Source organism: Mesorhizobium sp. Arg314 (genome assembly GCF_053714275.1).
On the sequence record NZ_JBSKBP010000011.1, the window covers coordinates 79,901 to 105,003 of the forward strand.

The window sequence follows — 25,103 nt, forward strand, 5'->3', positions numbered from 1 at the left end:
ACCCCCCCCATGCGCATCACACAGGCTCCCTCGGGGGCCTTTTTTATTGCCTGAAATCCAACTAAACGACCAGCAATCGCCAGACGGCGGACAGTACGGGACCAGACCGATGAACAATGGACAGAACGAGCGGCGCGAGATGACGGGCGCTGAAATGGTGGTGCAGGCGCTGAAGGACAATGGCGTCAAGCATATCTTCGGTTATCCGGGCGGCGCGGTTCTCCCGATTTACGATGAAATTTTTCAACAGGACGAGGTTGAGCACATTCTGGTCCGGCACGAGCAGGGCGCCGGCCACGCGGCCGAAGGCTATGCGCGCTCGACCGGCAAGGCCGGCGTGCTTCTGGTGACGTCCGGCCCCGGCGCCACCAATGCGGTGACGCCGCTGCAGGACGCGCTGATGGATTCGATCCCGCTGGTGTGCCTCACCGGCCAGGTGCCGACCTCGCTGATCGGCTCCGACGCCTTCCAGGAATGCGACACTGTCGGCATCACGCGGCCCTGCACCAAGCACAACTGGCTGGTGAAGGACGTCAACGAGCTCGCGGCCACCATCCATGAAGCCTTCCATGTCGCGACGACCGGCCGGCCCGGTCCGGTCGTGGTCGATATTCCGAAGGACGTTCAGTTCGCCAAGGGCATCTATGTGCCGCCGCAGACGGCGCCGCGCACCAGCTACCAGCCCAAGGTCCAGGGCGATTTGGAGAAGGTCAAGGCCGCGGTCGAATTGATGGCCGCAGCCAGGAAGCCGATCATCTACTCGGGCGGCGGCGTCATCAATTCGGGTCCGGAAGCCAGCCACCTGCTGCGCGAGCTGGTCGACCTCACCGGCTTCCCGATCACCTCGACATTGATGGGGCTTGGCGCCTATCCGGCATCGGGCAAGAACTGGCTCGGCATGCTCGGCATGCACGGCACCTACGAAGCCAACATGGCCATGCATGATTGCGATGTGATGATCTGCATCGGCGCGCGCTTCGACGACCGCATCACCGGGAGACTCACCGCGTTCTCGCCGAACTCGAAGAAGATCCACATCGACATCGACCCGTCGTCGATCAACAAGAACGTCCACACCGATGTGCCGATCATCGGCGATGTCGGCCGGGTGCTGGAGGATCTGGTGCGACTATGGCGGGCGACCGCCAAGACCGACAAGAAGGCGCTCTATCCGTGGTGGGAGCAGATCGCGAAATGGCGCGCCAGGGACTCGCTCGCCTACAAGATGAACAGCGACGTCATCATGCCGCAATATGCGATCCAGCGGCTCTACGCGCTGACCAAGGACATGGACACCTACATCACCACCGAGGTCGGCCAGCACCAGATGTGGGCGGCGCAGCACTATCATTTCGACAAGCCGAACCGCTGGATGACGTCGGGCGGATTGGGAACGATGGGCTACGGCTTGCCGGCGGCCCTCGGGGTGCAGATCGCGCATCCGGACGCACTGGTCATCGACATCGCCGGCGACGCGTCCGTGCAGATGACGATGCAGGAAATGAGCTCGGCGGTGCAGTATGAGGCGCCGATCAAGATCTTCATCTTGAACAACCAGTATATGGGCATGGTGCGGCAGTGGCAGCAGCTGCTGCACGGCAACCGGCTGTCGCATTCCTATACCGAAGCAATGCCCGACTTCGTCAAGCTGGCGGAAGCCTATGGCGGTCACGGCATCCGCTGCGACAAGCCGGACCAGCTCGACGACGCGATCCGCGAAATGATCTCGGTCAAGAAGCCGGTGCTGTTCGATTGCCGCGTGGCGACTTTGGCCAACTGCTTCCCGATGATCCCGTCCGGCAAGGCGCATAATGAAATGCTGTTGCCGGACGAGGCGACCGACGAGGCAGTGGCCAACGCCATCGACGCCAAGGGCAGGGAACTGGTGTAGGCAGCCACAAAGGCGGGGCTTGTCGCAAGAAGCCGTGCGCAAACAGAGAATTAGCTCAAGAATTTGAAATCGAGATTCACGTCATGAACGCACAGCACCTTCAACCGACCGGCTCCGCCTATTTCATCGCCAAGGAAACCGAGAAGCCGGAAACGCACACGCTTTCGGTGCTGGTCGACAACGAACCGGGCGTGCTTGCCCGCGTCATCGGACTGTTCTCCGGGCGCGGCTACAACATCGAAAGCCTGACCGTTTCCGAGACCGAGCATGAGAAGCACCTATCGCGCATCACCATCGTGACGCGCGGCACGCCGCATGTGATGGAGCAGATCAAGAATCAGCTCGAGCGCATCGTGCCGGTGCACCGGGTGGTCGACCTGACCGTGCGCTCGCATGAGCTTGGGCAGGAGCGGCCGCTGGAGCGCGAGCTGGCGCTGGTCAAGGTCGCCGGCACCGGCGATGCGCGTGTCGAGGCGCTTCGGCTCGCGGACGCGTTCCGCGCCTCGGTCATCGACGCCAACACCGAGCATTTCATCTTCGAGATCACCGGCAAGGGCTCCAAGCTCGACCAGTTCATCGCCATCATGAAGCCGCTCGGCCTGGTGGAGATCTGCCGCACCGGTGTCGCGGCGATGAATCGCGGCCCGCAGGGAATGTGATCGGGGGCGATCAGCCCGTTTTCAGCTTTTGGCCCGGCTGTTGCCCGCCTCTGTCTTTTGCGTGTTCGCTAAAAGGACAGCAAGTCTGACATATCTGGGAGGATATCATGTCGGCTGACGCGTTCCTTGCCCTTTTGGTCTACGCCCTCGTGACATCGATCACGCCGGGGCCGAACAATTTCATGCTGTTGGCGTCCGGCGTCAATTTCGGCATCGTCAGAACGATCCCGCACATGCTGGGCATCAGCATCGGCTTCTTCGTGCTGCTTTTGGCTGTGGGCTTCGGCCTTGGCGCTGTGCTCACGGCAGTGCCTTCACTGCATACAGCGTTGAAGGTCGCGGGTGCGGCCTATCTGCTCTACCTCGCCTGGAAGATCGCAATGTCGCGGTCGCTGAGCGGCAAGGGCGAGGCGGAGGCGAAGCCGATGCGCTTCATCGATGCGGCGGCCTTCCAGTGGGTCAACCCCAAGGCATGGGTGATGGCAATCACCGCCATGGCCGTCTACACCAACTCCGACCACCCGTTCATCTCGGTGATGCTGATCTCCGCCGCCTTCGCCATCGTCAACCTGCCCAGCGTGTCCGTCTGGGCCGGCTTCGGCACGGTGCTGCGCGGTTTCCTGTCGGAGCCGGTGCGGCTGAAATGGTTCAACATCGCCATGGGTGTGCTGCTCGCGGCAACGCTGTGGCCGATGCTCCGCTAGATGTGCTGAGATTCAGGTGAGGCCTGACCTGAATCTCAACACATCCGGGCAGCTTTTCGGATCGGCTGGAGAGCCGTGCGCGGCCACGTTAGCCGGCTGCCCAACTATTGTGCACTGCACATTAAATCTTCGTAATGCCGCGTTCTGGCCCTTTTCCGCCAAAGGCTTGTCCTATCTACTCCACGAAAATCGCGGCACGAGGCTGTGAATCGAGCTAGAATGGACCACCGGGATCGGCGTGTCGGGTAAAGGGCTATTGTCGATGCGCGGGAAAATTGCCTTTGCGATTGTAGCGCTTGCCTGCCTGGCGGGCGCCGGGCTTTATTTTTCGCCCACGACGTTAGCCAAGGTCCAGCAGTTGATTTCGGGCAAGCAGGCTGACGCGGCAGCCTCGGACAAGACAGCGAGCGGCGACAAGGCGGCGAGCGCCTCGGACAATGCGAAAGGCGGCGGTCCGCGTTCCGCCTCGATCGTTTCCGTCGCCGCGACAACCGCCGATTTCCCGATCCGCCGCTATGCCATCGGCTTCGTTTCCTCCCCGTCAGTGGTGAGCATCAATGCCCGGATTTCCAGCCAGATCGTTTCCATCGACGTCAAGGACGGTCAGATGGTGAAGGCAGGCGATGTCCTGCTTTCGCTCGATGATCGCGCGCTGAAGGCGCAACTGGCCAAGGATCGGGCGACGCTCGTCAAGGACCAGGCGATGCTGGTGAGCGCCCAGGCCGATTTGCAGCGCGCCAAGGATCTTGTCGCCAAGCAGGCCGGCACGCAGCAGACCTACGACCAGGCGCTGGCGGCGCAGAAAGCCGCGGCCGCGACCATCGACGCCGACAAGGCGACCATCGATGCCGATACCGTGCAATTGAGCTACGCGACCATCTCGGCGCCGATCGCGGGCCGGTTGGGCGCCGTCAACGTCTCGGTCGGCGACCTCGTCACCAGCAGCAACGGCAACTCAAGCAACACGACGCCGCTGGTCACCATCACGCAGATGGATCCGCTGCAGGTGAATTTCACGCTGCCGGAAAGCAACCTTGCCTTGTTGCACAAGGCGCTCGCCGACCCACAGCAAGGCGGCGTGACGCTGATCAAGGGCAGCGATCCCACGCCGATCGGCAAGGGCACGCTCGATTTCGTCGATTCAAGCGTCGATACGGCCTCCGGGACCATCGCCACGCGGGCGAGCATACCGAACCCGGATCTTTCGCTGTGGCCCGGACAGTATGTGAATGTCGTGCTCGAGGCCGGCACGATGCCGCAGATGACCTCGGTTCCGACGGTCGCGGTGCAGCCCAGCCAGAAGGGCCCGTTCGTCTATGTCGTCAAGCCGGACAACACCGTGGAGATGCGTCCGGTGCAGGTGGCGCTGACGGAGGGCCAAAACAGCGCCATCAGCGGCGGTCTGAAGAGCGGCGAGAAGGTGGTCGTCGAAGGCCAGACACGATTGAAGAACGGCGCGGCGGTGCATGAAGGCAAGGCAGCCGGATCCGGTGACCGGGCATCACCCAAGGTTGCGGCAGCCGACAAGGCCGGCGGGGCGAGCCGATGATCTCCGAATTCTGCATCCGCAAGCCAGTCGCCACCCTCCTGATGTCGTTCGCCCTCGTACTGGGCGGAATCTTTGCCTACAACTTCCTGCCGGTGGCGGCCCTGCCCAGCGCCGAATTTCCGGTGGTCAACGTCTCCGCGTCGTTGCCCGGTGCGTCGCCGGAGACGATGGCGACATCGGTGGCGACGCCGCTTATCAAGCAGTTCGCGACGATCGCCGGCATCGATTCGATCTCGACCACCAACTCGCTCGGCCAGACCTCGATCGCAATCCAGTTCGTGCTCAACCGCGATATCGACGCGGCGGCCGCCGACGTGCAGGCGGCGATCGCGCGCACGCAGAAATCGCTGCCGCCGCAGATGACGGCGCCGCCAAGCTATCGCAAGGTCAACCCGGCCGACGCGCCGATCCTTTTGATGTCGCTGGTCAGCGACACGGTTCCGCTGACCGATCTCGACGCTTTCGCTGAAAACGTGATCTCGCCGTCGCTCTCGACCATCGACGGCGTGGCGCAGGTCTCGATCTTCGGCCAGCAGAAATACGCGGTGCGCATCCAGATCGATCCGACAGCGCTTGCCGCGCGCGGCATCTCGATCGACCAGCTGCAGGCGGCCGTCGCTTCCGCCAACAGCAACACCCCGCTCGGCGTGCTGCAGAACAACAAGCAGCAACTGACCATCACCGCCAACACGCAGCTTACCGACGCCGCCGGATTCTCAAACCTCATCATCGCCACCAAGAACGGCCATCCGGTGCGGCTGGGGGAGGTGACCCGCGTGGTCGATTCCGTGCAGACCACGACAACGGCGAGCTGGTATGACGGGACGCGCGCGATCATCATGGCCGTGCAGCGCCAGCCCGACGCCAATACGGTCGACGTCGTCGACAAGGTCAAGGCAATGCTGCCGTCCTTCCAGGACCAGATGCCGGCGGCGGCCTCGATCAAGCTGCTCAACGACCGCTCGACCTCGATCCGCCAGGCCGTCGACGACGTTCAGTTCACGCTGCTGTTGACCATCGCGCTGGTGGTGATGGTGATCTTCGTGTTCCTGCGCAGGGTAACGGCGACGATCATCCCGGCGGTGGCGGTGCCGATCTCGCTGATCGCCACCCTCGGCGCGATGTTCCTGTTCGGCTTTTCCATCGATAACATCTCGCTGATGGGATTGACGCTCGCGGTCGGCCTCGTCGTCGACGATGCCATCGTCATGCTCGAAAACATCTTCCGCCACATGGAGGAGGATGGGCTGTCGGCCTTCGACGCCTCGCTGAAGGGCGCGCGCGAGATCGGCTTCACCATCATCTCGATCTCGATCTCGCTGGTGGCGGTGTTCATCCCCGTGCTTCTGATGGGGGGCGTCATCGGCCGCATCTTCAACGAATTCGCCGTCGTGGTCACCGTCGCCATCCTGGCCTCCATGTTCGTGTCGCTGACGCTGACGCCGATGCTCTGTTCGCGGCTGCTGTCGGTCACCAAGGCGGATCGCGAGGCGCATGGCGCTGGCTACAGGCACGACATCGTCACCCGTAGCTATGACTGGCTGCTGCGCTTCTGCCTGCGCCACACCTTCCTGATCTTCCTGGTCTTCGTCGCGACCGCCGCGGCGTCGGTGTGGGTGATACAGGTCTCGCCGAAGGGCTTCTTCCCGCAGGAAGATATCGGCCAGATATCGGTGACGACGATCGCGCGCCAGGACATCTCGTTCGACGCCATGGCCAAGCTGCAAGGGCAGGTGGCAAATGTGTTCTCGAAGTCGCCCTATGTCGACCATGTGGCCTGGTCGGCAGGCAGCGGCGGCAACGCGCTGAACCAGGGGCAACTCTTCGTTCAGCTCAAGGGCAAGGATCAGCGTCCCAACATCGAGAAGGTGCTGTCGGATCTGAGGCGCCAGCTGGCCGGCGTGGCGGGCATCGAGACCTATATGCAGCCGGTGCAGAACCTGCGGCTGGGTTCGCGGTCGTCGGCCAGCGCCTACCAGCTCGTGGTTCAGGGGCTCGACACCGGCCAGACCGATATCTGGGCGCAGAAGCTCAATGACGCGATGGCGGCGGACCATACCAACTTCACGGATGTCACCAGCGATCTGCAGAACAATTCCCTGCAGGCGTCGCTTGTGATCGACCGCGACAAGGCCGCCCATCTGGGCATCGACACCGACACGCTGCGTTCGGCCCTCTATGGCGGCTTCGGCACCGACCAGGTCTCGACGATCTTCGGTTCGGCCGACAGCTATGCGGTCATCACCGAACTCGATCCCAAGATCGAATGGTCGCCCGAGCGGATGCTCGCCATTCAGGTGCGGACGGCAAGCGGCAGCCTGGTGCCGCTCGGCGCCTTCGCCCGGGTCGATCGTACGGCCGGCGCCTTGACGGTCAACCAGCTTGGACAGCTGCCAGCGGTGACGATTTCCTACAATCTGCCGCAGGGCGTATCGCTCGGCGACACAGTGACCCGCATCGACCGGCTCAAAGAACAGATCGGCATGCCGACGGCGATCTCGACCAGCTTCGCCGGCACCGCCAAGACTTTCCAGGATTCGCTGGCCAACCAGGGCCTGCTGATCGGCGGCGCCATCCTGACGATCTATATCGTGCTCGGCATGCTCTATGAGAGCTTCATCCATCCGCTCACCATCCTAACCGGCCTGCCGTCGGCGGTGCTGGGCGCCGTGGTGGCGCTGCGTTTCGCGGGCATGGACCTTTCGGTGATCGCGGTGATCGGCATCCTGATGCTGATCGGCATCGTCAAGAAGAACGGCATCATGATGGTCGACGTCGCGCTGGAACTCAGGCGACAGGGCATGTCGGCGAAGGAGTCCATTCACAAAGCCTGCCTGATGCGTTTCCGGCCGATCATGATGACGACGCTTGCCGCGTTGATGGGCACGTTCCCGATCGCGCTGGGCACCGGCGCCAGCGCCGAATTGCGCCAGCCGCTCGGCGTCGCCGTGGTCGGCGGCCTGCTCGCCTCGCAGGCGCTGACGCTGTTCGTGACGCCGGTGATCTACGTCTATTTCGAAAACTTCTCCGGCTGGCTGCTCAGCTTCTCGTCGAAGAAGAGCCAGCCGACGCTGCATGTGGTGGACAGCAGCGAGCAACCCTCGCTGTTCGACGGCGAGGCCGAGCCGAAGAAAATGGCGGCCGAATAGGCGGCCGCGTCTGGCCCAAACCGTGGCGCTTGCGGCCAACCGCACGCGATCCTAGTCTGTGGCCATGTCCCACGACCATGACCACGACAACGAGCTCGACCCGTTCGCGGCGCGAGTGCGCGCGCTGGAGACGATCCTGACCCAAAAGGGCCTGATCGATCCTGCGGCCATCGACGTCATCGTCGACACCTATGAGACGAAGATCGGTCCGCGCAACGGCGCCAGGGTGGTGGCGAAGGCCTGGAACGATCCCGCTTATGCCGACTGGCTGAAGCGCGACGCGACGGCGGCGATCGAATCGCTCTCCTATTCCGGCCGCCAGGGCGAGCACATGCAGGCCGTGTTCAACACCAGGGAGACGCATAACCTTGTCGTCTGCACGCTCTGCTCCTGCTATCCGTGGTCGGTGCTCGGCCTGCCGCCGGTCTGGTACAAGGCGCCACCTTACAGGTCACGGGCGGTGATCGATCCGCGCGGCGTGCTGGAGGAGTTCGGGCTGACGCTGCCCGAGGACAAGAAAATCCGCGTCTGGGATTCCACCGCCGAGCTTCGCTACCTGGTGGTGCCGATGCGGCCGGAAGGCACCGAGGGCTGGAGCGAGGAACGGCTGGCTGAGTTGGTCAGCCGTGATGCGATGATCGGCACCGCATTGGCCAAAGAGCCGGAAGGGGAGCCGGCATGAACGGGCCGCAGGATCTCGGCGGGCAGATGGGTTTCGGGCCGGTCACGCCTGAGAAGGACGAACCTTATTTCCATGCCGCCTGGGAAAGGCGGGCGCTCGGCGTCACGCTGACGGCCGGCGCCATGGGCGCCTGGAACATCGACGAAAGCCGGCATGCGCGGGAATCGCTGCATCCGGCCGACTATTATTCATCGAGCTACTACCAGATCTGGATCAAGGCGCTGGAAACGCTGCTGAAGCGCCACGGTTTCGTCACCGAGCGCGACCTTGCCGCCGGCAAGGCGGTCGATGCGGCCGCGACGCCGAAAAGAGTGCTGAAGGCAGCGGACGTGCCGGCCGTGCTCGCCAAGGGCGGCCCGTGCGATCGGCCGGTCGCTACGCCGGCACGCTTCCGGGCGGGCGATCGCGTGCGCACGAAGAATTTCAACCCGACCGGACATACGCGGCTGCCGCGCTACGCGCGCGGCAAGACCGGGACGATCGAGGCGGTGCGGGACGGCTTCGTCTTCCCCGACAGCAACGCGCATGGCCGTGGCGAGAACCCGCAATGGGTCTACACGGTCTTGTTCGATGGGGCGGAAATCTGGGGCGAGGGCGCCGATCCGACGCTCAACGTCTCGATCGATGCCTGGGAGAGCTATCTTGAGCCGGCATGAAGGTGCGTTGCCGGCGGGTTTGGACGAGCCGGTCTTCGCCGAGCCGTGGCAGGCCGAAGCCTTCGCCCTGACGGTCGCGCTGCACGGCAAGGGCCTGTTTTCGTGGAGCGAATGGGCGGAGGCCTTGTCCCCCGAGGTGAAGCAGCCGGGCGCCGCGAGCGACGGGCGCGACTATTACGAACATTGGCTGGCGGCGCTGGAAAAATTGCTGTCGCGAAAAGGCGTTGCCGGCAAGGGCGAGGTGGATGAGCTTGCCGCCGCCTGGGAACGCGCCGCGCATGCCACGCCGCATGGCAAACCGATCCTGCTGGAGAACGACCCAGCCGCGGGCAGATAGATAACCACCAGGGTTTGTTCTCTTTACGTTCTCGTTTGTGGCTGATAGGCTGAGCTGTCGAAGGCGCTTCATGCGCGGCCGATGCCGTTGAGATGATGGCGGCCGTCTTGTCTTTCCCTTGCGAATCCGGTCTCTCGCGCTGATGGAATTCTCTCCCCAACAGGACGAGGCTCTGAAAGCGGTCGGGCGCTGGCTCAAGGAGGGCCGGCCGCAGGTCTTTCGCCTGTTCGGCTATGCCGGCACCGGCAAGACGACGCTGGCGCGCTATTTCGCCGAGCATGTCGACGGCCAGGTGCAGTTCGCCGCCTTCACCGGCAAGGCGGCGCAGGTGCTGCGCTCGAAGGGCGCGACCAACGCCCGCACCATCCATTCGCTGATCTACCGGCCGAAGGGCGAGGAATCGGTTGCCGACGAGGTGACCGGCAAAACCTCGATGTCGCCGACCTTTTCGCTCAACCGGCAGAGCCCGATCTCGCGGGCCAAGCTCGTCGTCATCGACGAATGCTCGATGGTCGACGAACAGCTCGGCCGCGACCTGCAGAGCTTCGGTACGCCGATCCTGGTGCTTGGCGATCCGGCGCAGCTGCCGCCGATCTCGGGCGGCGGCTTCTTCACCGAGCACGAACCGGACGTGCTGTTGACCGAGATCCATCGGCAGGCACGCGACAATCCCATCATCCGGCTGGCGCTCGACGTGCGCGAAGGCCGCGAATTCATGCATGGCGATTACGGCACGGCGCAGGTGATCGGCAGGGAAGGCGTCAACCAGGATCTGGTGCTCAAGGCCGACCAGGTGCTGGTCGGCACCAACCGCACGCGCCGGCGCTACAATCAAAGGCTGCGCGAGCTGAAGGGATTCAATGCCGACGTTCCGCAGGCGGGCGACAAGCTGGTCTGCCTGCGCAACGATCCGGCCAAGGGGCTGCTCAACGGCTCGCTGTGGAAGGTGATGACTTCGTCGCGCGAGACGGTGAAGCCCGGCATCAACCTGCTGGTTTCGCCGGAAGAGGACGATCCAGACCGCGGCGTCGCCAAGATCAAGCTGCTCAAGGCGGCTTTCGAGGATCCGGATGCCGAGGTCCCCTGGCAGCAGAAGAAGCGTTTCGACGATTTCGACTATGGTTATGCGCTGACCGTGCACAAGGCGCAGGGCTCGCAGTGGAACGACGTCGTGCTTTTCGACGAGAGCTGGGCGTTCAAGGAGACCCGGCAGCGCTGGCTCTATACCGCCATCACCCGCGCCGCCGAGCGGCTGACCATTGTGCGTTGACGGTTGCGGGCATCAGGCCGGCCTTGCGCCAAGCCATTGCCAGGCTGCATCTTCGTCGTCGGCGTCAAAGCGTTTGAATTCGAAAGGCAGGGCCTTCGGGAAGACGCCGGTGACGAGAGAAGCCCAATTCGGCTTGCCGATGACCGCGCAGCGCACGACGTGTTCCATCGCGTCGGCCATGCCCTGCTTGAGCGTATCTTGCGAAATGTTTGCCCAATCCACGCTCTCATGGTCGGTCAACCGCACCAGTACGTCGATCCTCGGATGGAGCGCATAGGCGGCCTCCAGCAGGCCGAACAGATTTTCCGCGTCGGCCGGTGAGACATCACCGACGACATCGATGGCGAAAAGCGCGTCGCGGTTGGTTTCGATGCGACGGATCGCCGGCACGGCTTCGAGGAAATTCACTGGCAAATCCTTGTGTTAGAGCAATTCCAGGAAAAGTGCGAAGCGGTTTTCCGTACGGAATTGCGTTAAAACAGAGAGCCTTGGCCACGATCCATCCTTTGGAACACTCGAAACCCTCTATCTGTTCCCTTTAAAGGCGGTATAGATGCCCGCCGACCCACTGGACCCTCCGTTCATGCCTGCGAAGCTTTCGGTCAATCTCAATGCCGTCGCGATGCTGCGCAACCGTCGCGACCTGCCATGGCCGAGCGTCACCGGGCTTGGCCGCATCGCGCTTGCCGCCGGCGCGCACGGGCTGACGGTGCATCCGAGGCCCGACGAGCGGCATACCAGGCACTCCGACCTGCCCGAGATCAGGGCGCTGATCGACGATGAGTTTCCCAAGGCGGAATTCAACATCGAGGGCTATCCGACCGAGGATTTCCTGGCGCTTGTCGAGAAGAGCCAGCCCGAGCAGGTGACGCTGGTGCCGGACGACCCGGCGCAGGCAACCTCGGACCATGGCTGGAACTTCGTCGCCCAGGCGGCGTTCCTGACACCGATCGTCAAGCGGTTGAAGAAGGATGGGTTCCGCGTGTCGCTGTTTTCCGACGCGGACCCTGCGGGTGTGAATGCGGCTCGCGATACCGGCGCCGACCGCATAGAGCTCTATACCGGCCCCTATGGCGGCTTCCATCTCGATTCCGAAAAGGCGGCGAAAGAACTGGAAAGATTGGGAAAAACCGCGGACGCCGCATTCGAGGCCGGGCTTGGTGTCAATGCCGGCCACGACCTGACCGTGAAGAACCTGCCGGCGCTGGCCAAACGCATTCCGGCATTGGCCGAAGTATCGATCGGACATGGGTTGACAGCGGATGCGCTGGAGTATGGCATGGCCGGCACGGTGAAGCGCTTTCTGAAAGCCTGCGGCTGGTAGCTCCGTGAGCTGCGCCTGTCAGGCATGGGAGCCATCACGTTGGGGCACTTGATATTGCATCGCAGCAAGCGTAGAGCACCGCGCGTTTATCGGAGTGTCGTTTATGGCCCTTACCAATAGTGGTAGTGAGGCAGATCCCGTCGACCAATCGAGCCATTCTGAAGTCGCGCAGCACAGCACCAAGGTGCTGATGCTTGGTGCGCTCGGTGTGGTCTACGGCGATATCGGGACCAGCCCGATCTATGCGTTGCGCGAGGCATTGCATGCCTCGTCCGGCGGCGACGTGGCCACACGTGGCGATATCCTCGGCGTGCTGTCGCTGATCATCTGGTCGCTGACTATAACCGTCACGATAAAGTACATCATGTTCGTGCTGCGCGCCGACAACCGCGGCGAGGGCGGCGTGCTGTCGCTGATGGCGCTGGCGCGCGGCAGCTTTCCGACGCGCTCGGCGATCATTCTCGGCATCGGCATCATAGGCGCCTCGCTGTTCTTCGGCGATGCGGTGATCACGCCGGCAATTTCGGTGCTTTCGGCGGTCGAAGGCATGAACGTCGTCACGCCCACCTTCCAGCCCTATGTAGTGCCGCTGACATTGGTCATTCTGGCGATACTGTTTGCGGTGCAGCGCTTCGGCACGGGCGGCGTCGGATTGGTGTTCGGCCCAGTGACCGCCGTGTGGTTCCTGGCCATCGGCCTGTCCGGCCTCAACCACATCATCGACGATCCGGAAATTCTTTGGGCAATCAGCCCGCACTATATCATCGCCTTCCTGATCAATTCGCCTGACGTCTCTTTTGTGACCATAGGCGCTGTCTTCCTGGCCGTCACCGGCGCCGAGGCGCTCTACGCCGATCTCGGCCATTTCGGCCGCAAGCCCATTGTGCTCGCCTGGCTGGCGATTGTGTTTCCCTGCTTGCTGCTCAATTACGCCGGGCAGGGCGCCTTCATACTGGCAAACAAGGGGGTGGTCGGCCATCCGTTCTTCGAGATGAACCAGGGCTGGGCGCTGATACCGATGGTCGTGCTGGCGACGGCGGCGACCGTCATCGCCAGTCAGGCGGTGATCTCCGGCGCCTTTTCGCTGACCCGACAGGCCGTGCAGCTCAACATGCTGCCGCGCCTGGAAATCCTGCACACGTCGGAAAGGCAGTCCGGCCAGATTTTCATGCCGCGCGTCAATCTGCTGCTGGCGCTGGTGGTGATGCTCCTGGTGGTCGGCTTCGGCGAATCCAGCAAACTGGCTTCGGCGTACGGCATTTCCGTCACCGGCAACATGCTGGTGACGACCACGCTGCTGTTCGTCGTGATGACACGGATTTGGAAATGGCAGCTCGGCGCTGCCCTGGGGTTGACGGCATTGTTCGCGCTCATCGACGTCGGCTTCTTCGCCTCCAACATCGTCAAGGTGTTCGAAGGCGGCTGGGCTTCGCTTGCGGTGGCCTTCGCCATCATCATGGCCATGTGGACCTGGGTGCGCGGCTGCCGCTACCTTTTCGACAAGACCCGCCGCAACGAGATCCCGCTCGACTTCCTCGCGGCGAACCTGCTGAAGAAGAAGCCGCAGCTCGTATCCGGCACGGCCGTGTTCCTGACCAGCGATCCGCTGAGCGCGCCGACGGCGCTGATGCACAGCCTGAAGCACTACAAGGTGCTGCACGAAAAGAACGTCATCCTGTCGGTGGTGACGGCGCCGCAGCCGGTGGTGCCGGACAGCGAGCGCGTCAGGATGGAGACGGTCAACGAGCTGTTCATGCGCGTGACGCTGACCTTCGGCTATATGGAGCAGCCCAACATTCCGCGCGCTTTGGCGATCTGCCGCAAGCAGGGCTGGAAGTTCGACATCATGACGACGTCCTTCTTCCTGTCGCGGCGCTCGCTGAAGGCCTCGCCCAATTCCGGCATGCCAATCTGGCAAGACAGGTTGTTCATCGGCCTTGCGAAAACGGCGGCGGATGCGACAGAGTACTTCCAGATCCCCACGGGGCGCGTCGTGGAGATCGGCACGCAGGTCGCCATTTGAGGGGCTGCAGCGCGTAAGGGTCGGGAGGCGGGCATGAGCGGCGAGTTGGTGCTTGTGACCGGCGGGTCCGGCTTCCTTGGCGCTCATTGCATCCTCGCGCTTTTGAACGCAGGCTACCGCGTGCGCACGACCGTCCGCTCGGCCAAGCGCGAAGCCGATGTTCTTGCCATGTTGAAGGTCGGCGGTGCCGAGCCCGGCGATGCGCTTTCCTTCGCCTATGCCGATCTCATGAGCGACAAAGGCTGGGCGGAAGCAGTCGGCGGGTGCCGATACGTTCTCCACGTCGCTTCGCCTTTTCCACCCGGCGTGCCGAAGCATGAGGACGACCTGATCGTCCCGGCCAGGGAAGGGGCGTTGCGCGTGCTGCGGGCCGCGCGCGATGCCGGCGTCGAACGTGTCGTCCTCACCTCGTCCTTTGCCGCCGTTGGCTACGGCCAGGCGCCGGTTGCCGGCGGTCCCTTCACGGAAGAGAACTGGACCAATCTATCGCAGAAGGTGGGCGCCTATGTGAAATCGAAGACGCTTGCCGAGCGGGCGGCTTGGGATTTCAATGCCGCCCAAGGCGGCGCGTTGGAACTGGCGGTCGTCAATCCGGTCGGCATCTTCGGACCGGTCCTGGGACCAGATCATTCGACGTCGACGGATTTCATCAGGCGTCTGATGGATGGCGAGATGCCGGGCCTGCCGCGCATGGTGTTCGGCGTGGTCGATGTGCGCGACGTGGCGGACCTGCACTTGCGCGCCATGACCAATCCCGCCGCCAGGGGCGAGCGGTTCCTAGCCATCAGCGGTGATTTCATGACGATGCTGGAGATCGCGCGGACGCTGAAAGCGCGGCTGGGCAGTGCGGCGTCGCGCATTACGACGAGAGTTCTGCCGGACTGGCTGGTCCGGATCGTCGGGCTGTTCGACGGGCAGGCCGCCCAGATCGTGACGGAACTGGGCAAGCCGAGGAACGCAACGAGCGCCAAGGCCATGCGCGTGCTCGGCTGGACGCCGCGATCGCGCGAGGAGGCGCTGGTTGCGACGGGCGAAAGCCTGATCCGGCTTGGATTGCTCAAGAAGCCGAAATAGCGCGCCCGGGGACAGGCCCCCGGGGCGCCACGGCATTTAGCCGAGCAGGGCGGCCTTGTTTGCTTCGAGGAACTGCCTCAGCGTCCGCGACTTGCGGCCGGAGAGCTTTTCGACCGTGTCGGTCACCTCGCCGATGCGGCCGGCGCGGGTGTTGGCGTCGAAGGAGACGATGATGCGGGCGAAATCCTCCGGGACGCCGTTCGCCTTGATGCCTTCGGTCAAGCCTTCGTCCGGAACCTGGACGACCTCGATCGGCTTGCCGGTCACGTCGCTGACGATCGCTGCGACCTCGCTTGTGGTGTAGGCCTGGGGGCCGGTCAGCGTGTAGATGTGGCTTTCCTTCGAGCGCGAAGCGAGGCTTGCGGCAATGGCGGCGGCCATGTCGTCACGCGCGCCATGGGCGACGCGGCCGTCGCCTGCGGACGTGTACCACTTGCCTGACGAAATCGCGTGCGGCAGCGCCATGAACAGGTTCTCCTGATACCAGCCGTTGCGAAAGATGGTGTAGGCAATCCCGCTCGCCTTGATCGCCTGCTCGGTGCCGTAGTGGTCGCCGGCAAACAGCACCGGCGAGCCGGGCTCCGGATTGGGCATCGAGGTGTAGAGCAGGTGCGAAACCCCTGCCGCCTTGGCCGCGGCCACCGCAGTCTCATGCTGCTTCAGGCGCCGGCCCGTCTTGAGGTCGAGGTCGCCGGTCGAGATGATCAGCACCCGGTCGGCGCCTTCGAATGCCTTCTCCAGCGAGGCTCTGTCGTTGAAATCGGCGGCCCTGACGTCGACGCCGCGCGCCGCGAGATCCGCAAGGTTTTCGGGATTGCGGGTGGCGGCGATGATGCTGGCCGGCGCAATTTTTTGCGCATCCAGCAAGTGGTTGATGACGGCGCGGCCAAGCTGGCCTGAGGCACCGGTGACGAGGAGGGTTTCGGTCATGGGAGGTTCCTGAATTGCGCCGATCGGCGGGTGCTGTTGGTGGTCTCGAAAAGAGACCAGCACTAAATTAGGAATTGACCCCCGGCCGTAAAGAAGGCAGTTTTTCGGGAGGTAGGCACAGGCAGGGAACCATGATGGACGGCAAGATCGTCAATGTGAAATCGAAGATCGAGATCTACAAAGCCATGACGGACGGCGCCAATTTCGCCGATTGCCCGGTTCGCGATGTCATCCATGGCATCAACGGCAAATGGAGCCCGCTGCTGGTCATGGCGCTTGCGGAGAAGCCCTACCGCTTTGGCGAGTTGCGGCGGCTGGTTCCCGACATCTCGCAGCGCATGCTGACCCAGACGCTGCATGAGCTGCAACGCGACGGCTATGTGCATCGCGAAGTGTTCCCGACCAAGCCGCCGAGTGTCGAATACAGCCTGACCGATCTCGGACGATCGATGTTCGTTCCGCTCTATCATCTCGTCCAATGGGCCGAGCTCAATCATGACGCGGTGCGCGACGCGCGGGCCGCGTTCGACGCCCGGATTTGAGCCTGGTCTCTTGCCGGCGGTAAGCGTTAACAGGCTGCTGAAAAACGTTTTTGGTCCGGCCGACTCGTGGCTTTGATTCTGTTTTGTTCGCTTTTCGATTCTCGTTTGGACTCCAATTCCGACTTCCTTGGCAGTCGGTGCACGACTTTTTCAGCAACCTGTTAAAGCGCCAAGTTGATTGGGCGCCACGTTGATTTGGCGCCGTCAATCAGGGATGGTGCTCGCCGGTCGGGTCTGGGCGGCAATGAGCAAGAATCTCGATATCGCGATTGCCGGCGCCGGTCCGGCCGGGCTGGCGGCAGCGCTCTATCTCAAGCGGGCAGGGCACCGCGTCACCATTTTCGAGCGCTTCGATGAGCCGAAGCCTGTCGGCTCCGGCCTCATCCTGCAGCCGACCGGACTGGCCGTGCTGGCCGATCTCGGCCTGCTCGACGACATTCTGGCGCTAGGCAGCCGCATCGAGCGGCTGCACGGCACCGATGCCAAGAGCGGACGCACCGTGCTCGAAGTCCGCTACGATGCGAGCCGTGGCCGCCGCTTCGGCCTCGCGGTACACCGGGCGGCGTTGTTCGGGGTGCTCTACCGCGCTGCCTCGCGCCAAGCGATCGCCATCGAAACCAATGTCGAGGTCGAGGCGCTGGAAACGGCTGAGCGGGCGACGCTCGTTTGCGGCAACGGCAGGCGCCTGGGACCATTCGACCTCATTGTCGATGCCAGCGGCGCGCGCTCAAAGCTGCGGCAATATCTCGGCGATCCCGCCATGCCGCGGCCGCTCGCCTATGGGGCATTCTGGGCGTCGCTCGGCTGGCGGGACGGCTTCGACAAAAGCGCGCTGCTGCAGCGCTACGACAAGGCAAGCATCATGATCGGCGTGCTGCCGATCGGCAGGCCGGAGCCTGGCGCGCAAGACATGGCGGCCTTCTTCTGGAGCCTCAAGCCGGCCGATGCCGAACAGATAAAGGCCAAGGGGCTCGATGCATGGAAGGCGAGGGTGGTTTCGGTGTGGCCGCAATGCGAGGCTTTCACCGGCCAGATCGACAGTTTCGAGCAGCTCTCTCTCGCCCGCTATGGCCACCACACGATGACGCTGCCGGCCGGCCGGCGGCTTGCCGTCATTGGCGACGCAGCGCATTCGACCAGTCCGCAACTCGGGCAAGGCGCGAACATGGCGCTGCTTGATGCGGCCGCGCTCAGCCATGCGCTGGCGCGGACGAACAGCATCGATGAAGCGCTGCAGACCTATGCGGGCGCACGCCGTTGGCATGTGCGCGTCTTCCAGGCACTGTCGCTGTCGCTGACGCCGTTCTACCAGTCGGACTCCACCACCTTGCCCTTCATCCGCGACCGATTGGTGGCAATCGCGGCGAGGATCCCGCCGGGGCCGCAATTCCTCGCCGCCATGGTCGCAGGAACGGTAATCGACCCGTTCAGGCGGATCGGGGTTGCGGAGTTGCAGTGGCCTGCAGCCGGATGATCCCGGACAGATAAGATTGCTTTGCCCGAAGAAAGGCATGCAGCCGCTGCGGATAGTCCGGGCCGACGGCTTCCTTGACCGATCGCCGTTCGCTCAAAGCCTCGTGCCAGGCCTGGACGAGCGGCTTGCCGTCGAGAATGCCGAAATCGCAGATGCGGTCGAAGGTGTCGAAATAGCGGAAGACCGGCCCGTAAACGGCGTCGACGAGCGAGAAGCGCTCGCCGGCGAACCACGGACCATTTTGCCTTGCCGGCAGTTCCGCCTCCACACGCGCAAACATCCCCGACAAGCCTCTGCTTTCATGGAGGAAAGCGGCTTCATCGGCAGCGGAATAGAGGCGGCCGATGGCATTGAGGACAGCCGAGCCGAATTCGATCCAGGCGCGATGCCTGGCCCGCGTCAGCGGATCGGCCGGATGCAAGGGGTTGGCCTCTGTCTCCTCGAGGAATTCGAGGATGACGGCGGATTCGAAAATGACTTCTTCCGCATTGCGGTGCCGGACGCGGAGCAACGGCACCTTGCCGAGCGGCGATATGGCCTTGAACCAGTCCGGCTTGTTGGAGAGGTCGACATCGACCCGTTCGAACGGCACGCCTTTCTCCGCAAGCGAGATCGCCGCGCGCTGGACGTAGGGGCACACGTGGTGGCTGACGAGGGTGAGCCTGGCAGGCATCTCATTCTCCCCAGACATAGTTGAGCGCGTCGTTCTCGACCCGGGTCGACAGGAACATCAGGCGCAAGCCCTTCGGCGCCGGGCCTTCGAGGTGCTCGCCGCTTTCCATGTCGAACTTCGCGCCGTGCCACTGGCAGACGAAAGCGCCGTCCTTGCAGTCCAGCGGTCCGCCGAAATGCAGGCAGACATTGGCCGCGGCGCGGATGCGCTCGCCACTGCGCCAGACATGCACCTCACGCCCGAAGAAGGGCGCGATCAGGCTGCCGGTTTGCGGGATATCGGCGATCTTGCAGATTTCATGTTTCATCGGGTTGCTCCACATCGATGCATCTGCATCTATATGGATGCAAATGCATCGATCGTCAAGCTTGATGCAATTGCATCTACCGCTTAAGCTGTCCCGATGACGAAAACATCGCCATCACCCGAAGCCGTCACCGCCTGGGCCCGCCTCATGCGCGTCTCGCGCCAACTGGTCGAAAGGACCGAGGGTGCGCTGAAAGCCGGTGGGCTGCCGCCGCTCGCATGGTACGACGTGCTGCACGAGCTTGCGGAGGCGGGCGAGGGAGGACTGCGGCCGTTCGAACTGGTCGATCGCGTTCTCTTGGCACAGTATGGCGTCTCAAGGCTGCTGGCGCGGCTCGAAGCGGATGGCCTGGTGGAAAAGCTGCCGGTCTCGGATGACGGCCGGGGTCAGACGGTGCGCATCACGTCAAGCGGTCGGGACATGCGCCGCCGTATCTGGGCTGTCTATGGCGCCTCGATCGCGGATCTGATGGGCGACAGGCTCTCAGCCGAAGAGCTCAAGGCGCTGGCGACACTACTCGGGCGGCTGCGGCATCCGCCAATCGGAAACTAGCCTCGCAGGCCTGCGCCAGCCCTGTCGGCTCGATTTTTCGATGCCGCCCCTTGCGCTGAAAACGGGAATGCGTCATAAGCCGAACCGTAACGTACGGTACGCATTTATTGAAGCGTATGCGGAATTGGGAACAGTCGTGTTGCAGCCGGCAGAGATCGACACTAGCGAAGCGCTCACCGAGCGGCAGCAGGCCGTTCTGGACGCGGCGCTCCGCCTGTTGGTCGAGGAGGGCGACAACCTGACCATGACGGCGGTGGCGCGGCGGGCAAGCTGTTCCAAGGAAACGCTCTACAAATGGTTCGGCGACCGCGACGGGCTGCTGACGGCGACGGTGCAATGGCAGGCCTCCAAGGTGCGCGTGGCGTCGGTCGATCGCAAAGGGCTCGACCTTGCTTCGCTGACAGCGAGCCTCGAACGCTTCGCATCCGACTGGCTCAAGGTGATTTCCAGCGACACCTCGATCGCGCTCAACCGCGTCGCGGTCAGTCATGCCGGTTCGGGCAAGGACGATCTTGGCGCCGTCGTGCTGCAGAACGGCCGCTTTGCCTTGGCGAAGCGCCTGAAGCCGGTGCTCGAAGCCGGACGGAAGGCCGGGCTGGTCGACTTCGAGGACGCCGAGACGGCGTTCCGGACCTTTTTCGGCCTGGTCGGCCGCGACGTGCAGATACGTCTGCTGCTCGGCGACCGGGTGGAATTGACTGGGGCGACGATCGGCGGCGATGCCCGCCGCGCGACGCAACAGTTTCTCGCTCTTTTCGGAGCAAAAACCGGGCCGCGAGGCCCTTAGAGCCGGATGGTTTCAGGTCAAGTGGATCTGAAATCTGAATCCGGTTCTAAATCAAAGAGATAGAGCATGATGCCGTCCGAAAACCGCTTAACACTTTTCGGCATCTGCTCTAGCTTCAAACGGGAAGGAACACCAAATGCGTGTCTATTACGATCGTGATGCCGATCTCAATCTGATCAAGGGCAAGAAGGTTGCCATTATCGGCTATGGCAGCCAGGGCCGCGCGCATGCGCTCAACCTCAAGGATTCCGGCGTCAAGGAAATCGCCATCGGTCTCAAGCCCGGTTCCGCCACCGCCAAGAAGGTCGAGGCCGACGGGCTCAAGGTGATGAGCGTGGCGGATGCCGCCAAATGGGCCGACCTGATGATGATGGCCACGCCCGACGAATTGCAGGCCGACATCTACAGATCAGAGATCGCGCCGAACATCCGTGACGGTGCCGCGATCGCTTTTGCGCATGGCCTCAACGTGCATTTCGGCTTGATCGAGCCGAAGGCTTCGGTCGACGTCGTCATGATCGCGCCGAAGGGTCCGGGCCACACGGTGCGCGGCGAATATCAGAAGGGCGGCGGCGTGCCGTGCCTGGTCGCCGTCAACCAGGACGCTTCGGGCAATGCGCTCGACCTCGCTCTGTCCTATGCCTGCGGCGTCGGCGGCGGCCGTTCGGGCATCATCGAGACCAACTTTCGCGAGGAATGCGAGACCGACCTTTTCGGCGAGCAGGTCGTTCTGTGCGGCGGCCTGGTCGAGCTGATCCGCGCCGGCTTCGAGACGCTGGTGGAAGCCGGCTACGCGCCGGAAATGGCCTATTTCGAGTGCCTGCACGAGGTGAAGCTGATCGTCGACCTGATCTATGAGGGCGGTATCGCCAACATGAACTACTCGATCTCGAACACCGCCGAATGGGGCGAATACGTCTCGGGTCCGCGCATCATCACCGCCGAGACCAAGGCCGAGATGAAGCGCATCCTGAAGGACATCCAGACCGGCAAGTTCACCTCGGAATGGATGCAGGAATATCGCGCCGGCCTGTCGCGCTTCAAGGGCATCCGCCGCAACAACGACAGCCACCAGATCGAGGAAGTGGGTGCCAAGCTGCGCGCCATGATGCCGTGGATCGCCAAGAACAAGCTGGTCGACAAGGCGAAGAACTAAGGCGATCCACGTTTTTCTTGCCTTGCGCGTCCTCGGGCTTCGCCCTGCGGTCGCGCGGGTGACCGCCAAGAACAAGCTTGTCGACAAGGCGAAGAACTAAGGCGATCCACGTTTTCTTGCCTTGCGCGTCCTCGGGCTTTGCCCTGCGGTCGCGCGGGTGACCGCCAAGAACAAGCTTGTCGACAAGGCGAAGAATTAGTTCTCGATTTCATCGTTGCATCCGACGGGGCCGGCGGAGCGATCCGCCGGCCTTATTTTGCCAGGCAGTCCGATCGGGTGCGGGTTTAGCCGTAGTGCCAGTGCGGCTTGGGCTCGGTGCCGGTGAACTCGACGCCGATGCGATCCTCGCGGCGCCAGCGCACCACTGCCCTGTAGCCTATGCCGTCGATCGGCACATAGAGCAGGAATTCGTCCGGCACGCGTGCGTCGATCGGCACTTTCAATTCGGCGCCCTTCGAATGCATGTTGCGCACCGTGCATCTCACCTCGGAATTGTTGATGCCGGTCAGGATTGCCGCGCCCTTCAGCACGCGCTGCCGATGCTGGATTCTGAGTTCGTTTTCGGCCATTGCAGGGTACGTCCTGGCGAATTTTTCGCAGCGAATCGGCATGTGGAGCCCCGGCATGGATGAATAGGCGCCGTTGATAAATTTAGGGTTATAGCGGTCGCGGGCACAGGGTTGCGGCAAAACAAAACGGCGCTGCGATGGGCGCCGTTTCGTTATTCCTGCCGGCCGGCTCAGATATAGGGCGAAATGCACTGCCTGCGCGGGCCGTAATTGGGCTGGAAGGTGTTGTCCCAAGCCCGATACGACCGATAGCGGTCGTAGCACCACCGAACATGCGACCTGGACAGCCGCTCGGTCCGGTAAATACGCCGCGGCTGGTAGTAGCGCGGATACGGATCGTAATAATAAGGATCGTAGTAGTTGTTGTAGGCCAGGCTGCCCAAGCCCAGCCCGAGCCCCAGCCCAAGAATGGCCGCGTCGCCACCATCGAAATCGCGATCATGGCGATGGTGCCGCCAGCGCCAATTGCCATCGCCGCCATTCCAATTACGGGAGAAATTGCGCTCGCGGAAATTGTCGTTGCGCCATCTTAAATCGCCGCCGCGCCAATCGCCGCCGCGCCGCCAGCGCCAGTCATACATAGTCTGCCGGTCGTTGCCGCCGGCCCAGCTGTCGCGGACGGGAATGATATTGGGCACTGCCGTAGCGGTCGCCGCCGAGAGGTCGGGCTGCAGGATCGGGCCGGCAATCGAAGGCACCGTCAGCCCAGCGACGAGACCCAAGGCCACAAGGCCGGATCCGAGGGAAGACAAGAGCGGTTTCATTTCACACTCCACGGAGTAAGGCCCCACGCCCAGAACACTCGGGAATGGGCCTATTGATGGGACTTTCCATCTGAACGGAAGATGAACAGAAAGGTTCCGTCAACCATGACGAGCATGCGCGGGCTCTTGTTTTCACTCTCGCTTGCGGGCAAAGGTCACCGCCATGTCGCTGCGTCTCGCCACCTTCAATGTCGAGAACCTGATGAACAGGTTCGATTTCTCGGGCTATCGCAACCAGCTCAATGAAGACCGCACGCTGGCGCTGTTCGACATCCAGAGCGAGGCCGAGTACCGGATTCTCGAGCAGGCCCGCACGATCGCCCAGTCCGACGACACCCGCCAGTTGACGGCACTCGCCATCGCAGCCACCCGCGCGGACATCATCTGCATGCAGGAGGTCGACAATATCGAGGCACTGAAGGCGTTCGAATATGGCTATCTGTTCAAGATGGTCGGGCAGGGCTACCGGCAGAAATACACCACCGCCGGCAACGATGCGCGCGGCATCGACGTCGCCCTGATGATGCGCAACGAGACCGCGCAAGGGCAGCCGATCGAGTTCGTGCGCATGACCAGCCATGCCTATGTCACCTTCGAACAATTCGGCCTGTTCACGCCGGAACTCGCCGCGCTCGGGTATCTCGCGAGTGAACGTATTTTTCGCCGCGACTGCCTGGAGATCGACGTGAAGGTCGGCAACGCGCCGCTCACGCTCTATCTCGTGCATTTCAAATCGATGGGTCCGCCGCGCAACGGCCTGGACGGCCGCGCGGCGACGATGGCGCTGCGCATTGCCGAGGCGCAGGCGGTGCGCCGCATCATCGAGGAAAGGTTCGGCAAGGACCATGCCGCCGACAAGCGCTGGGCGATCTGCGGCGACATGAACGATTACCGGCAGCGCGTGAAGATCGATGGCGAGGCCATCGATGGCTACCGGTTCGAGATCGTCGACGAAGCCCGGTCCTCGATCAATGCCCTGACCGCCGGCGGCTTTTGCGAGAACGTCGTAGAGCGGCGCCCGGAGATGGACCGCTGGACCTTCTACCACACGCGCGGCCCGGAGGAGCGGCATCTCTGCCAGCTCGACTATATCCTCCTGTCGAAGGCGCTGGCCGCGAAGAACGCCACCGCCGTTCCAGAGATCATTCGCAACGGCCAACCCTGGCGCACCATCTTTCCGCCGGGACAGGAGGTCGAGCGGTTTCCGCGCGCCGGCTGGGACAGGCCGAAAGCGTCGGACCATTGCCCGGTGGCGATCACACTGGACATGGCGTGACCCGCTTGAGTTTCGATCTGCCACGCAACGTCATCCTGGCGGTCGACGCGATCGACGTGCGGCTCGATCCCGGCCCGCATCCATTCGCGTTGAGCAACGCAGAAGCGATCGCCGAGAACTGGCGACAGGAAACAGCGGCCAATCCGGCGTTGTTCGACGGCACCGTGGTGCTGCTTTCCGAGCTTGCTTACCGGGACAACCGCCTCGTCGGCCGCTGCCACGCGGTGAAGTTTTCGACCTTCATGCTGTGGCGCAAGCGGCGCGAGAATTCCGGCGCCGAGCACGCCTACGCGCATGCCATGCTGGTCGCCGGGGACAACGCGCTGGTGGCGATCCGCATGGGCCCGCACACGGTCAATGCCGGCCGCGTTTATTTCGCCGCCGGCTCGTTCGAACCGATCGACTTCCGTGACGGCCTGGTCGATGCCGACTTCAACATGATCCGCGAGGTCAGCGAGGAGACCGGGCTCGACCTGTCGACGGCCGAACGCGGGCGCCGCTGGTATGCGCTATCGAGGGAAACCGGCACGGTGATCTTCCGCCGCTACCGGGTTGCCGAGCCGGCCGACGAGTTGGCGCGCCGCATCAGTGCCTTCGTCGCCACCGAGGCGGAGCCGGAGATCGAGGGGCCGGTCATCATCCGCCATGCCACCGATCTGCCCGACGGCTTGATGCCGCACATGAAGTCGCTGATCGAGTGGCATTTCGCGGGCACAGACAAGGTTTCGTGACCTGCGGCATCGATGCCGCCGTGG

General features: G+C 63.3%; 25 protein-coding genes. 19 read left to right on the forward strand and 6 right to left on the reverse strand.

Going from position 1 to position 25,103, the window contains the following annotated elements:
* Nucleotides 1-109: 109 nt before the first annotated feature.
* The 9 genes from ACWGS9_RS14240 (at nt 110) to ACWGS9_RS14280 (ending at nt 10,897) form a co-directional block, all read left to right on the forward strand.
* Nucleotides 110-1,891, forward strand: coding sequence for an acetolactate synthase 3 large subunit (locus ACWGS9_RS14240; protein ID WP_454505852.1), 1,782 nt, complete (start codon nt 110-112; stop codon nt 1,889-1,891).
* 83 nt (nt 1,892-1,974) lie between these two features.
* A complete protein-coding gene (gene ilvN, locus ACWGS9_RS14245) occupies nt 1,975-2,550 on the forward strand; it encodes an acetolactate synthase small subunit (protein WP_126093159.1) in 576 nt (191 codons plus the stop codon).
* 107 nt (nt 2,551-2,657) lie between these two features.
* Nucleotides 2,658-3,254 (forward strand): LysE family translocator, encoded by a 597-nt coding sequence (locus tag ACWGS9_RS14250; protein WP_454505853.1) that lies wholly within the window; start codon nt 2,658-2,660, stop codon nt 3,252-3,254.
* Between the two features lie 262 nt (nt 3,255-3,516).
* The gene (locus ACWGS9_RS14255; protein WP_454505854.1) at nt 3,517-4,803 is read left to right on the forward strand and encodes an efflux RND transporter periplasmic adaptor subunit; all 1,287 of its coding nucleotides are present in this window, start codon (nt 3,517-3,519) and stop codon (nt 4,801-4,803) included.
* A complete protein-coding gene (locus tag ACWGS9_RS14260; protein ID WP_454505855.1) occupies nt 4,800-7,952 on the forward strand; it encodes an efflux RND transporter permease subunit in 3,153 nt (1,050 codons plus the stop codon). Before ACWGS9_RS14255 ends, ACWGS9_RS14260 begins: the two co-directional genes overlap by 4 nt.
* 64 nt (nt 7,953-8,016) lie before the next feature.
* Complete coding sequence (nthA, locus tag ACWGS9_RS14265) at nt 8,017-8,634, forward strand: nitrile hydratase subunit alpha (protein ID WP_454505856.1); 618 nt, start codon at nt 8,017-8,019, stop codon at nt 8,632-8,634.
* Nucleotides 8,631-9,290, forward strand: a complete 660-nt coding sequence (nthB, locus tag ACWGS9_RS14270; protein WP_454505857.1) for a nitrile hydratase subunit beta — start codon at nt 8,631-8,633, stop codon at nt 9,288-9,290. The genes nthA and nthB overlap by 4 nt, the downstream gene beginning before the upstream one ends.
* The gene (locus ACWGS9_RS14275) at nt 9,277-9,627 is read left to right on the forward strand and encodes a nitrile hydratase accessory protein (protein WP_454505858.1); all 351 of its coding nucleotides are present in this window, start codon (nt 9,277-9,279) and stop codon (nt 9,625-9,627) included. The genes nthB and ACWGS9_RS14275 overlap by 14 nt, the downstream gene beginning before the upstream one ends.
* A gap of 142 nt (nt 9,628-9,769) precedes the next feature.
* A complete protein-coding gene (locus ACWGS9_RS14280; protein ID WP_454505859.1) occupies nt 9,770-10,897 on the forward strand; it encodes an ATP-dependent DNA helicase in 1,128 nt (375 codons plus the stop codon).
* Between the two features lie 12 nt (nt 10,898-10,909).
* On the opposite strand, the gene ACWGS9_RS14285 is transcribed toward ACWGS9_RS14280, so the two are convergent.
* Entirely contained in the window at nt 10,910-11,305 is a 396-nt protein-coding gene (locus ACWGS9_RS14285) for a SpoIIAA family protein (protein WP_454505860.1), read from the reverse strand.
* 175 nt (nt 11,306-11,480) lie between these two features.
* Here ACWGS9_RS14285 and ACWGS9_RS14290 point away from each other — a divergent pair, with 175 nt between their 5' ends.
* From ACWGS9_RS14290 to ACWGS9_RS14300, 3 genes are all read left to right on the forward strand, one after another.
* Nucleotides 11,481-12,221: a pyridoxine 5'-phosphate synthase gene (locus tag ACWGS9_RS14290; protein WP_454505861.1), complete on the forward strand. Its 741-nt coding sequence runs from the start codon at nt 11,481-11,483 to the stop codon at nt 12,219-12,221.
* 103 nt (nt 12,222-12,324) lie between these two features.
* On the forward strand, nt 12,325-14,244 hold the full coding sequence (locus ACWGS9_RS14295) for a potassium transporter Kup (protein WP_454505862.1): 1,920 nt from the start codon (nt 12,325-12,327) through the stop codon (nt 14,242-14,244).
* A gap of 33 nt (nt 14,245-14,277) precedes the next feature.
* Nucleotides 14,278-15,318, forward strand: a complete 1,041-nt coding sequence (locus ACWGS9_RS14300; protein ID WP_454505863.1) for an SDR family oxidoreductase — start codon at nt 14,278-14,280, stop codon at nt 15,316-15,318.
* Between the two features lie 36 nt (nt 15,319-15,354).
* On the opposite strand, the gene ACWGS9_RS14305 is transcribed toward ACWGS9_RS14300, so the two are convergent.
* Nucleotides 15,355-16,248, reverse strand: a complete 894-nt coding sequence (locus tag ACWGS9_RS14305) for an SDR family oxidoreductase (RefSeq protein ID WP_454505864.1) — start codon at nt 16,246-16,248, stop codon at nt 15,355-15,357.
* Between the two features lie 134 nt (nt 16,249-16,382).
* Here ACWGS9_RS14305 and ACWGS9_RS14310 point away from each other — a divergent pair, with 134 nt between their 5' ends.
* Both ACWGS9_RS14310 and ACWGS9_RS14315 read left to right on the forward strand, forming a co-directional pair.
* Complete coding sequence (locus ACWGS9_RS14310; protein WP_454505954.1) at nt 16,383-16,790, forward strand: winged helix-turn-helix transcriptional regulator; 408 nt, start codon at nt 16,383-16,385, stop codon at nt 16,788-16,790.
* 244 nt (nt 16,791-17,034) lie between these two features.
* Nucleotides 17,035-18,264 carry an FAD-dependent oxidoreductase gene (locus ACWGS9_RS14315; RefSeq protein ID WP_454505865.1) on the forward strand — a complete coding sequence of 410 codons (1,230 nt, stop codon included), beginning with the start codon at nt 17,035-17,037 and terminating at the stop codon, nt 18,262-18,264.
* On the opposite strand, the gene ACWGS9_RS14320 is transcribed toward ACWGS9_RS14315, so the two are convergent.
* Nucleotides 18,218-18,937 (reverse strand): glutathione S-transferase family protein, encoded by a 720-nt coding sequence (locus ACWGS9_RS14320; RefSeq protein ID WP_454505866.1) that lies wholly within the window; start codon nt 18,935-18,937, stop codon nt 18,218-18,220. The two genes, ACWGS9_RS14315 and ACWGS9_RS14320, sit on opposite strands and share 47 nt — an antisense overlap.
* Nucleotide 18,938: 1 nt before the next feature.
* On the reverse strand, nt 18,939-19,244 hold the full coding sequence (locus ACWGS9_RS14325; protein ID WP_454505867.1) for a Rieske (2Fe-2S) protein: 306 nt from the start codon (nt 19,242-19,244) through the stop codon (nt 18,939-18,941).
* 96 nt (nt 19,245-19,340) lie between these two features.
* On the opposite strand from ACWGS9_RS14325, the gene ACWGS9_RS14330 reads away from it, so the two are divergent.
* The 3 genes from ACWGS9_RS14330 to ilvC all read left to right on the forward strand — a co-directional run bounded on the left by ACWGS9_RS14330 (nt 19,341) and on the right by ilvC (nt 21,739).
* Nucleotides 19,341-19,796 carry a MarR family winged helix-turn-helix transcriptional regulator gene (locus ACWGS9_RS14330; RefSeq protein WP_454505868.1) on the forward strand — a complete coding sequence of 152 codons (456 nt, stop codon included), beginning with the start codon at nt 19,341-19,343 and terminating at the stop codon, nt 19,794-19,796.
* Between the two features lie 136 nt (nt 19,797-19,932).
* The gene (locus tag ACWGS9_RS14335; RefSeq protein WP_454505869.1) at nt 19,933-20,583 is read left to right on the forward strand and encodes a TetR/AcrR family transcriptional regulator; all 651 of its coding nucleotides are present in this window, start codon (nt 19,933-19,935) and stop codon (nt 20,581-20,583) included.
* A 136-nt stretch (nt 20,584-20,719) separates the two neighbouring features.
* The gene (gene ilvC, locus ACWGS9_RS14340; protein WP_454505870.1) at nt 20,720-21,739 is read left to right on the forward strand and encodes a ketol-acid reductoisomerase; all 1,020 of its coding nucleotides are present in this window, start codon (nt 20,720-20,722) and stop codon (nt 21,737-21,739) included.
* Nucleotides 21,740-22,023: 284 nt separating this feature from the next.
* Here the strand turns inward: ilvC and ACWGS9_RS14345 are convergent, their stop codons facing one another.
* Together ACWGS9_RS14345 and ACWGS9_RS14350 are read right to left on the reverse strand one after the other, a co-directional pair.
* Nucleotides 22,024-22,308 carry a PilZ domain-containing protein gene (locus ACWGS9_RS14345; RefSeq protein WP_454505871.1) on the reverse strand — a complete coding sequence of 95 codons (285 nt, stop codon included), beginning with the start codon at nt 22,306-22,308 and terminating at the stop codon, nt 22,024-22,026.
* Nucleotides 22,309-22,478: 170 nt separating this feature from the next.
* Nucleotides 22,479-23,072 (reverse strand): BA14K family protein, encoded by a 594-nt coding sequence (locus ACWGS9_RS14350; RefSeq protein WP_454505872.1) that lies wholly within the window; start codon nt 23,070-23,072, stop codon nt 22,479-22,481.
* 163 nt (nt 23,073-23,235) lie between these two features.
* Here ACWGS9_RS14350 and ACWGS9_RS14355 point away from each other — a divergent pair, with 163 nt between their 5' ends.
* Together ACWGS9_RS14355 and ACWGS9_RS14360 are read left to right on the forward strand one after the other, a co-directional pair.
* Nucleotides 23,236-24,348: an endonuclease/exonuclease/phosphatase family protein gene (locus ACWGS9_RS14355; RefSeq protein ID WP_454505873.1), complete on the forward strand. Its 1,113-nt coding sequence runs from the start codon at nt 23,236-23,238 to the stop codon at nt 24,346-24,348.
* Nucleotides 24,349-24,353: 5 nt separating this feature from the next.
* Nucleotides 24,354-25,079 carry a hypothetical protein gene (locus ACWGS9_RS14360; RefSeq protein ID WP_454505955.1) on the forward strand — a complete coding sequence of 242 codons (726 nt, stop codon included), beginning with the start codon at nt 24,354-24,356 and terminating at the stop codon, nt 25,077-25,079.
* The last annotated feature ends 24 nt before the right edge of the window (nt 25,080-25,103 follow it).

Excerpts from the sequence above, each read along its gene's own strand:
- ACWGS9_RS14295 (WP_454505862.1), top strand. The coding sequence starts at position 12,325 with ATGGCCCTTACCAATAGTGGTAGTGAGGCAGATCCCGTCGACCAATCG.
- ACWGS9_RS14280 (WP_454505859.1), top strand. The coding sequence starts at position 9,770 with ATGGAATTCTCTCCCCAACAGGACGAGGCTCTGAAAGCGGTCGGGCGC.
- ACWGS9_RS14240 (WP_454505852.1), top strand. The coding sequence starts at position 110 with ATGAACAATGGACAGAACGAGCGGCGCGAGATGACGGGCGCTGAAATG.
- ACWGS9_RS14300 (WP_454505863.1), top strand. The coding sequence starts at position 14,278 with ATGAGCGGCGAGTTGGTGCTTGTGACCGGCGGGTCCGGCTTCCTTGGC.
- ACWGS9_RS14305 (WP_454505864.1), bottom strand. The coding sequence starts at position 16,248 with ATGACCGAAACCCTCCTCGTCACCGGTGCCTCAGGCCAGCTTGGCCGC.
- ACWGS9_RS14325 (WP_454505867.1), bottom strand. The coding sequence starts at position 19,244 with ATGAAACATGAAATCTGCAAGATCGCCGATATCCCGCAAACCGGCAGC.
- ACWGS9_RS14250 (WP_454505853.1), top strand. The coding sequence starts at position 2,658 with ATGTCGGCTGACGCGTTCCTTGCCCTTTTGGTCTACGCCCTCGTGACA.
- ACWGS9_RS14315 (WP_454505865.1), top strand. The coding sequence starts at position 17,035 with ATGAGCAAGAATCTCGATATCGCGATTGCCGGCGCCGGTCCGGCCGGG.
- ACWGS9_RS14355 (WP_454505873.1), top strand. The coding sequence starts at position 23,236 with ATGTCGCTGCGTCTCGCCACCTTCAATGTCGAGAACCTGATGAACAGG.
- ACWGS9_RS14345 (WP_454505871.1), bottom strand. The coding sequence starts at position 22,308 with ATGGCCGAAAACGAACTCAGAATCCAGCATCGGCAGCGCGTGCTGAAG.
- ACWGS9_RS14320 (WP_454505866.1), bottom strand. The coding sequence starts at position 18,937 with ATGCCTGCCAGGCTCACCCTCGTCAGCCACCACGTGTGCCCCTACGTC.
- ACWGS9_RS14255 (WP_454505854.1), top strand. The coding sequence starts at position 3,517 with ATGCGCGGGAAAATTGCCTTTGCGATTGTAGCGCTTGCCTGCCTGGCG.
- ACWGS9_RS14290 (WP_454505861.1), top strand. The coding sequence starts at position 11,481 with ATGCCTGCGAAGCTTTCGGTCAATCTCAATGCCGTCGCGATGCTGCGC.
- nthB (WP_454505857.1), top strand. The coding sequence starts at position 8,631 with ATGAACGGGCCGCAGGATCTCGGCGGGCAGATGGGTTTCGGGCCGGTC.
- ACWGS9_RS14310 (WP_454505954.1), top strand. The coding sequence starts at position 16,383 with ATGGACGGCAAGATCGTCAATGTGAAATCGAAGATCGAGATCTACAAA.
- nthA (WP_454505856.1), top strand. The coding sequence starts at position 8,017 with ATGTCCCACGACCATGACCACGACAACGAGCTCGACCCGTTCGCGGCG.
- ACWGS9_RS14260 (WP_454505855.1), top strand. The coding sequence starts at position 4,800 with ATGATCTCCGAATTCTGCATCCGCAAGCCAGTCGCCACCCTCCTGATG.
- ACWGS9_RS14350 (WP_454505872.1), bottom strand. The coding sequence starts at position 23,072 with ATGAAACCGCTCTTGTCTTCCCTCGGATCCGGCCTTGTGGCCTTGGGT.
- ACWGS9_RS14330 (WP_454505868.1), top strand. The coding sequence starts at position 19,341 with ATGACGAAAACATCGCCATCACCCGAAGCCGTCACCGCCTGGGCCCGC.
- ilvC (WP_454505870.1), top strand. The coding sequence starts at position 20,720 with ATGCGTGTCTATTACGATCGTGATGCCGATCTCAATCTGATCAAGGGC.
- ilvN (WP_126093159.1), top strand. The coding sequence starts at position 1,975 with ATGAACGCACAGCACCTTCAACCGACCGGCTCCGCCTATTTCATCGCC.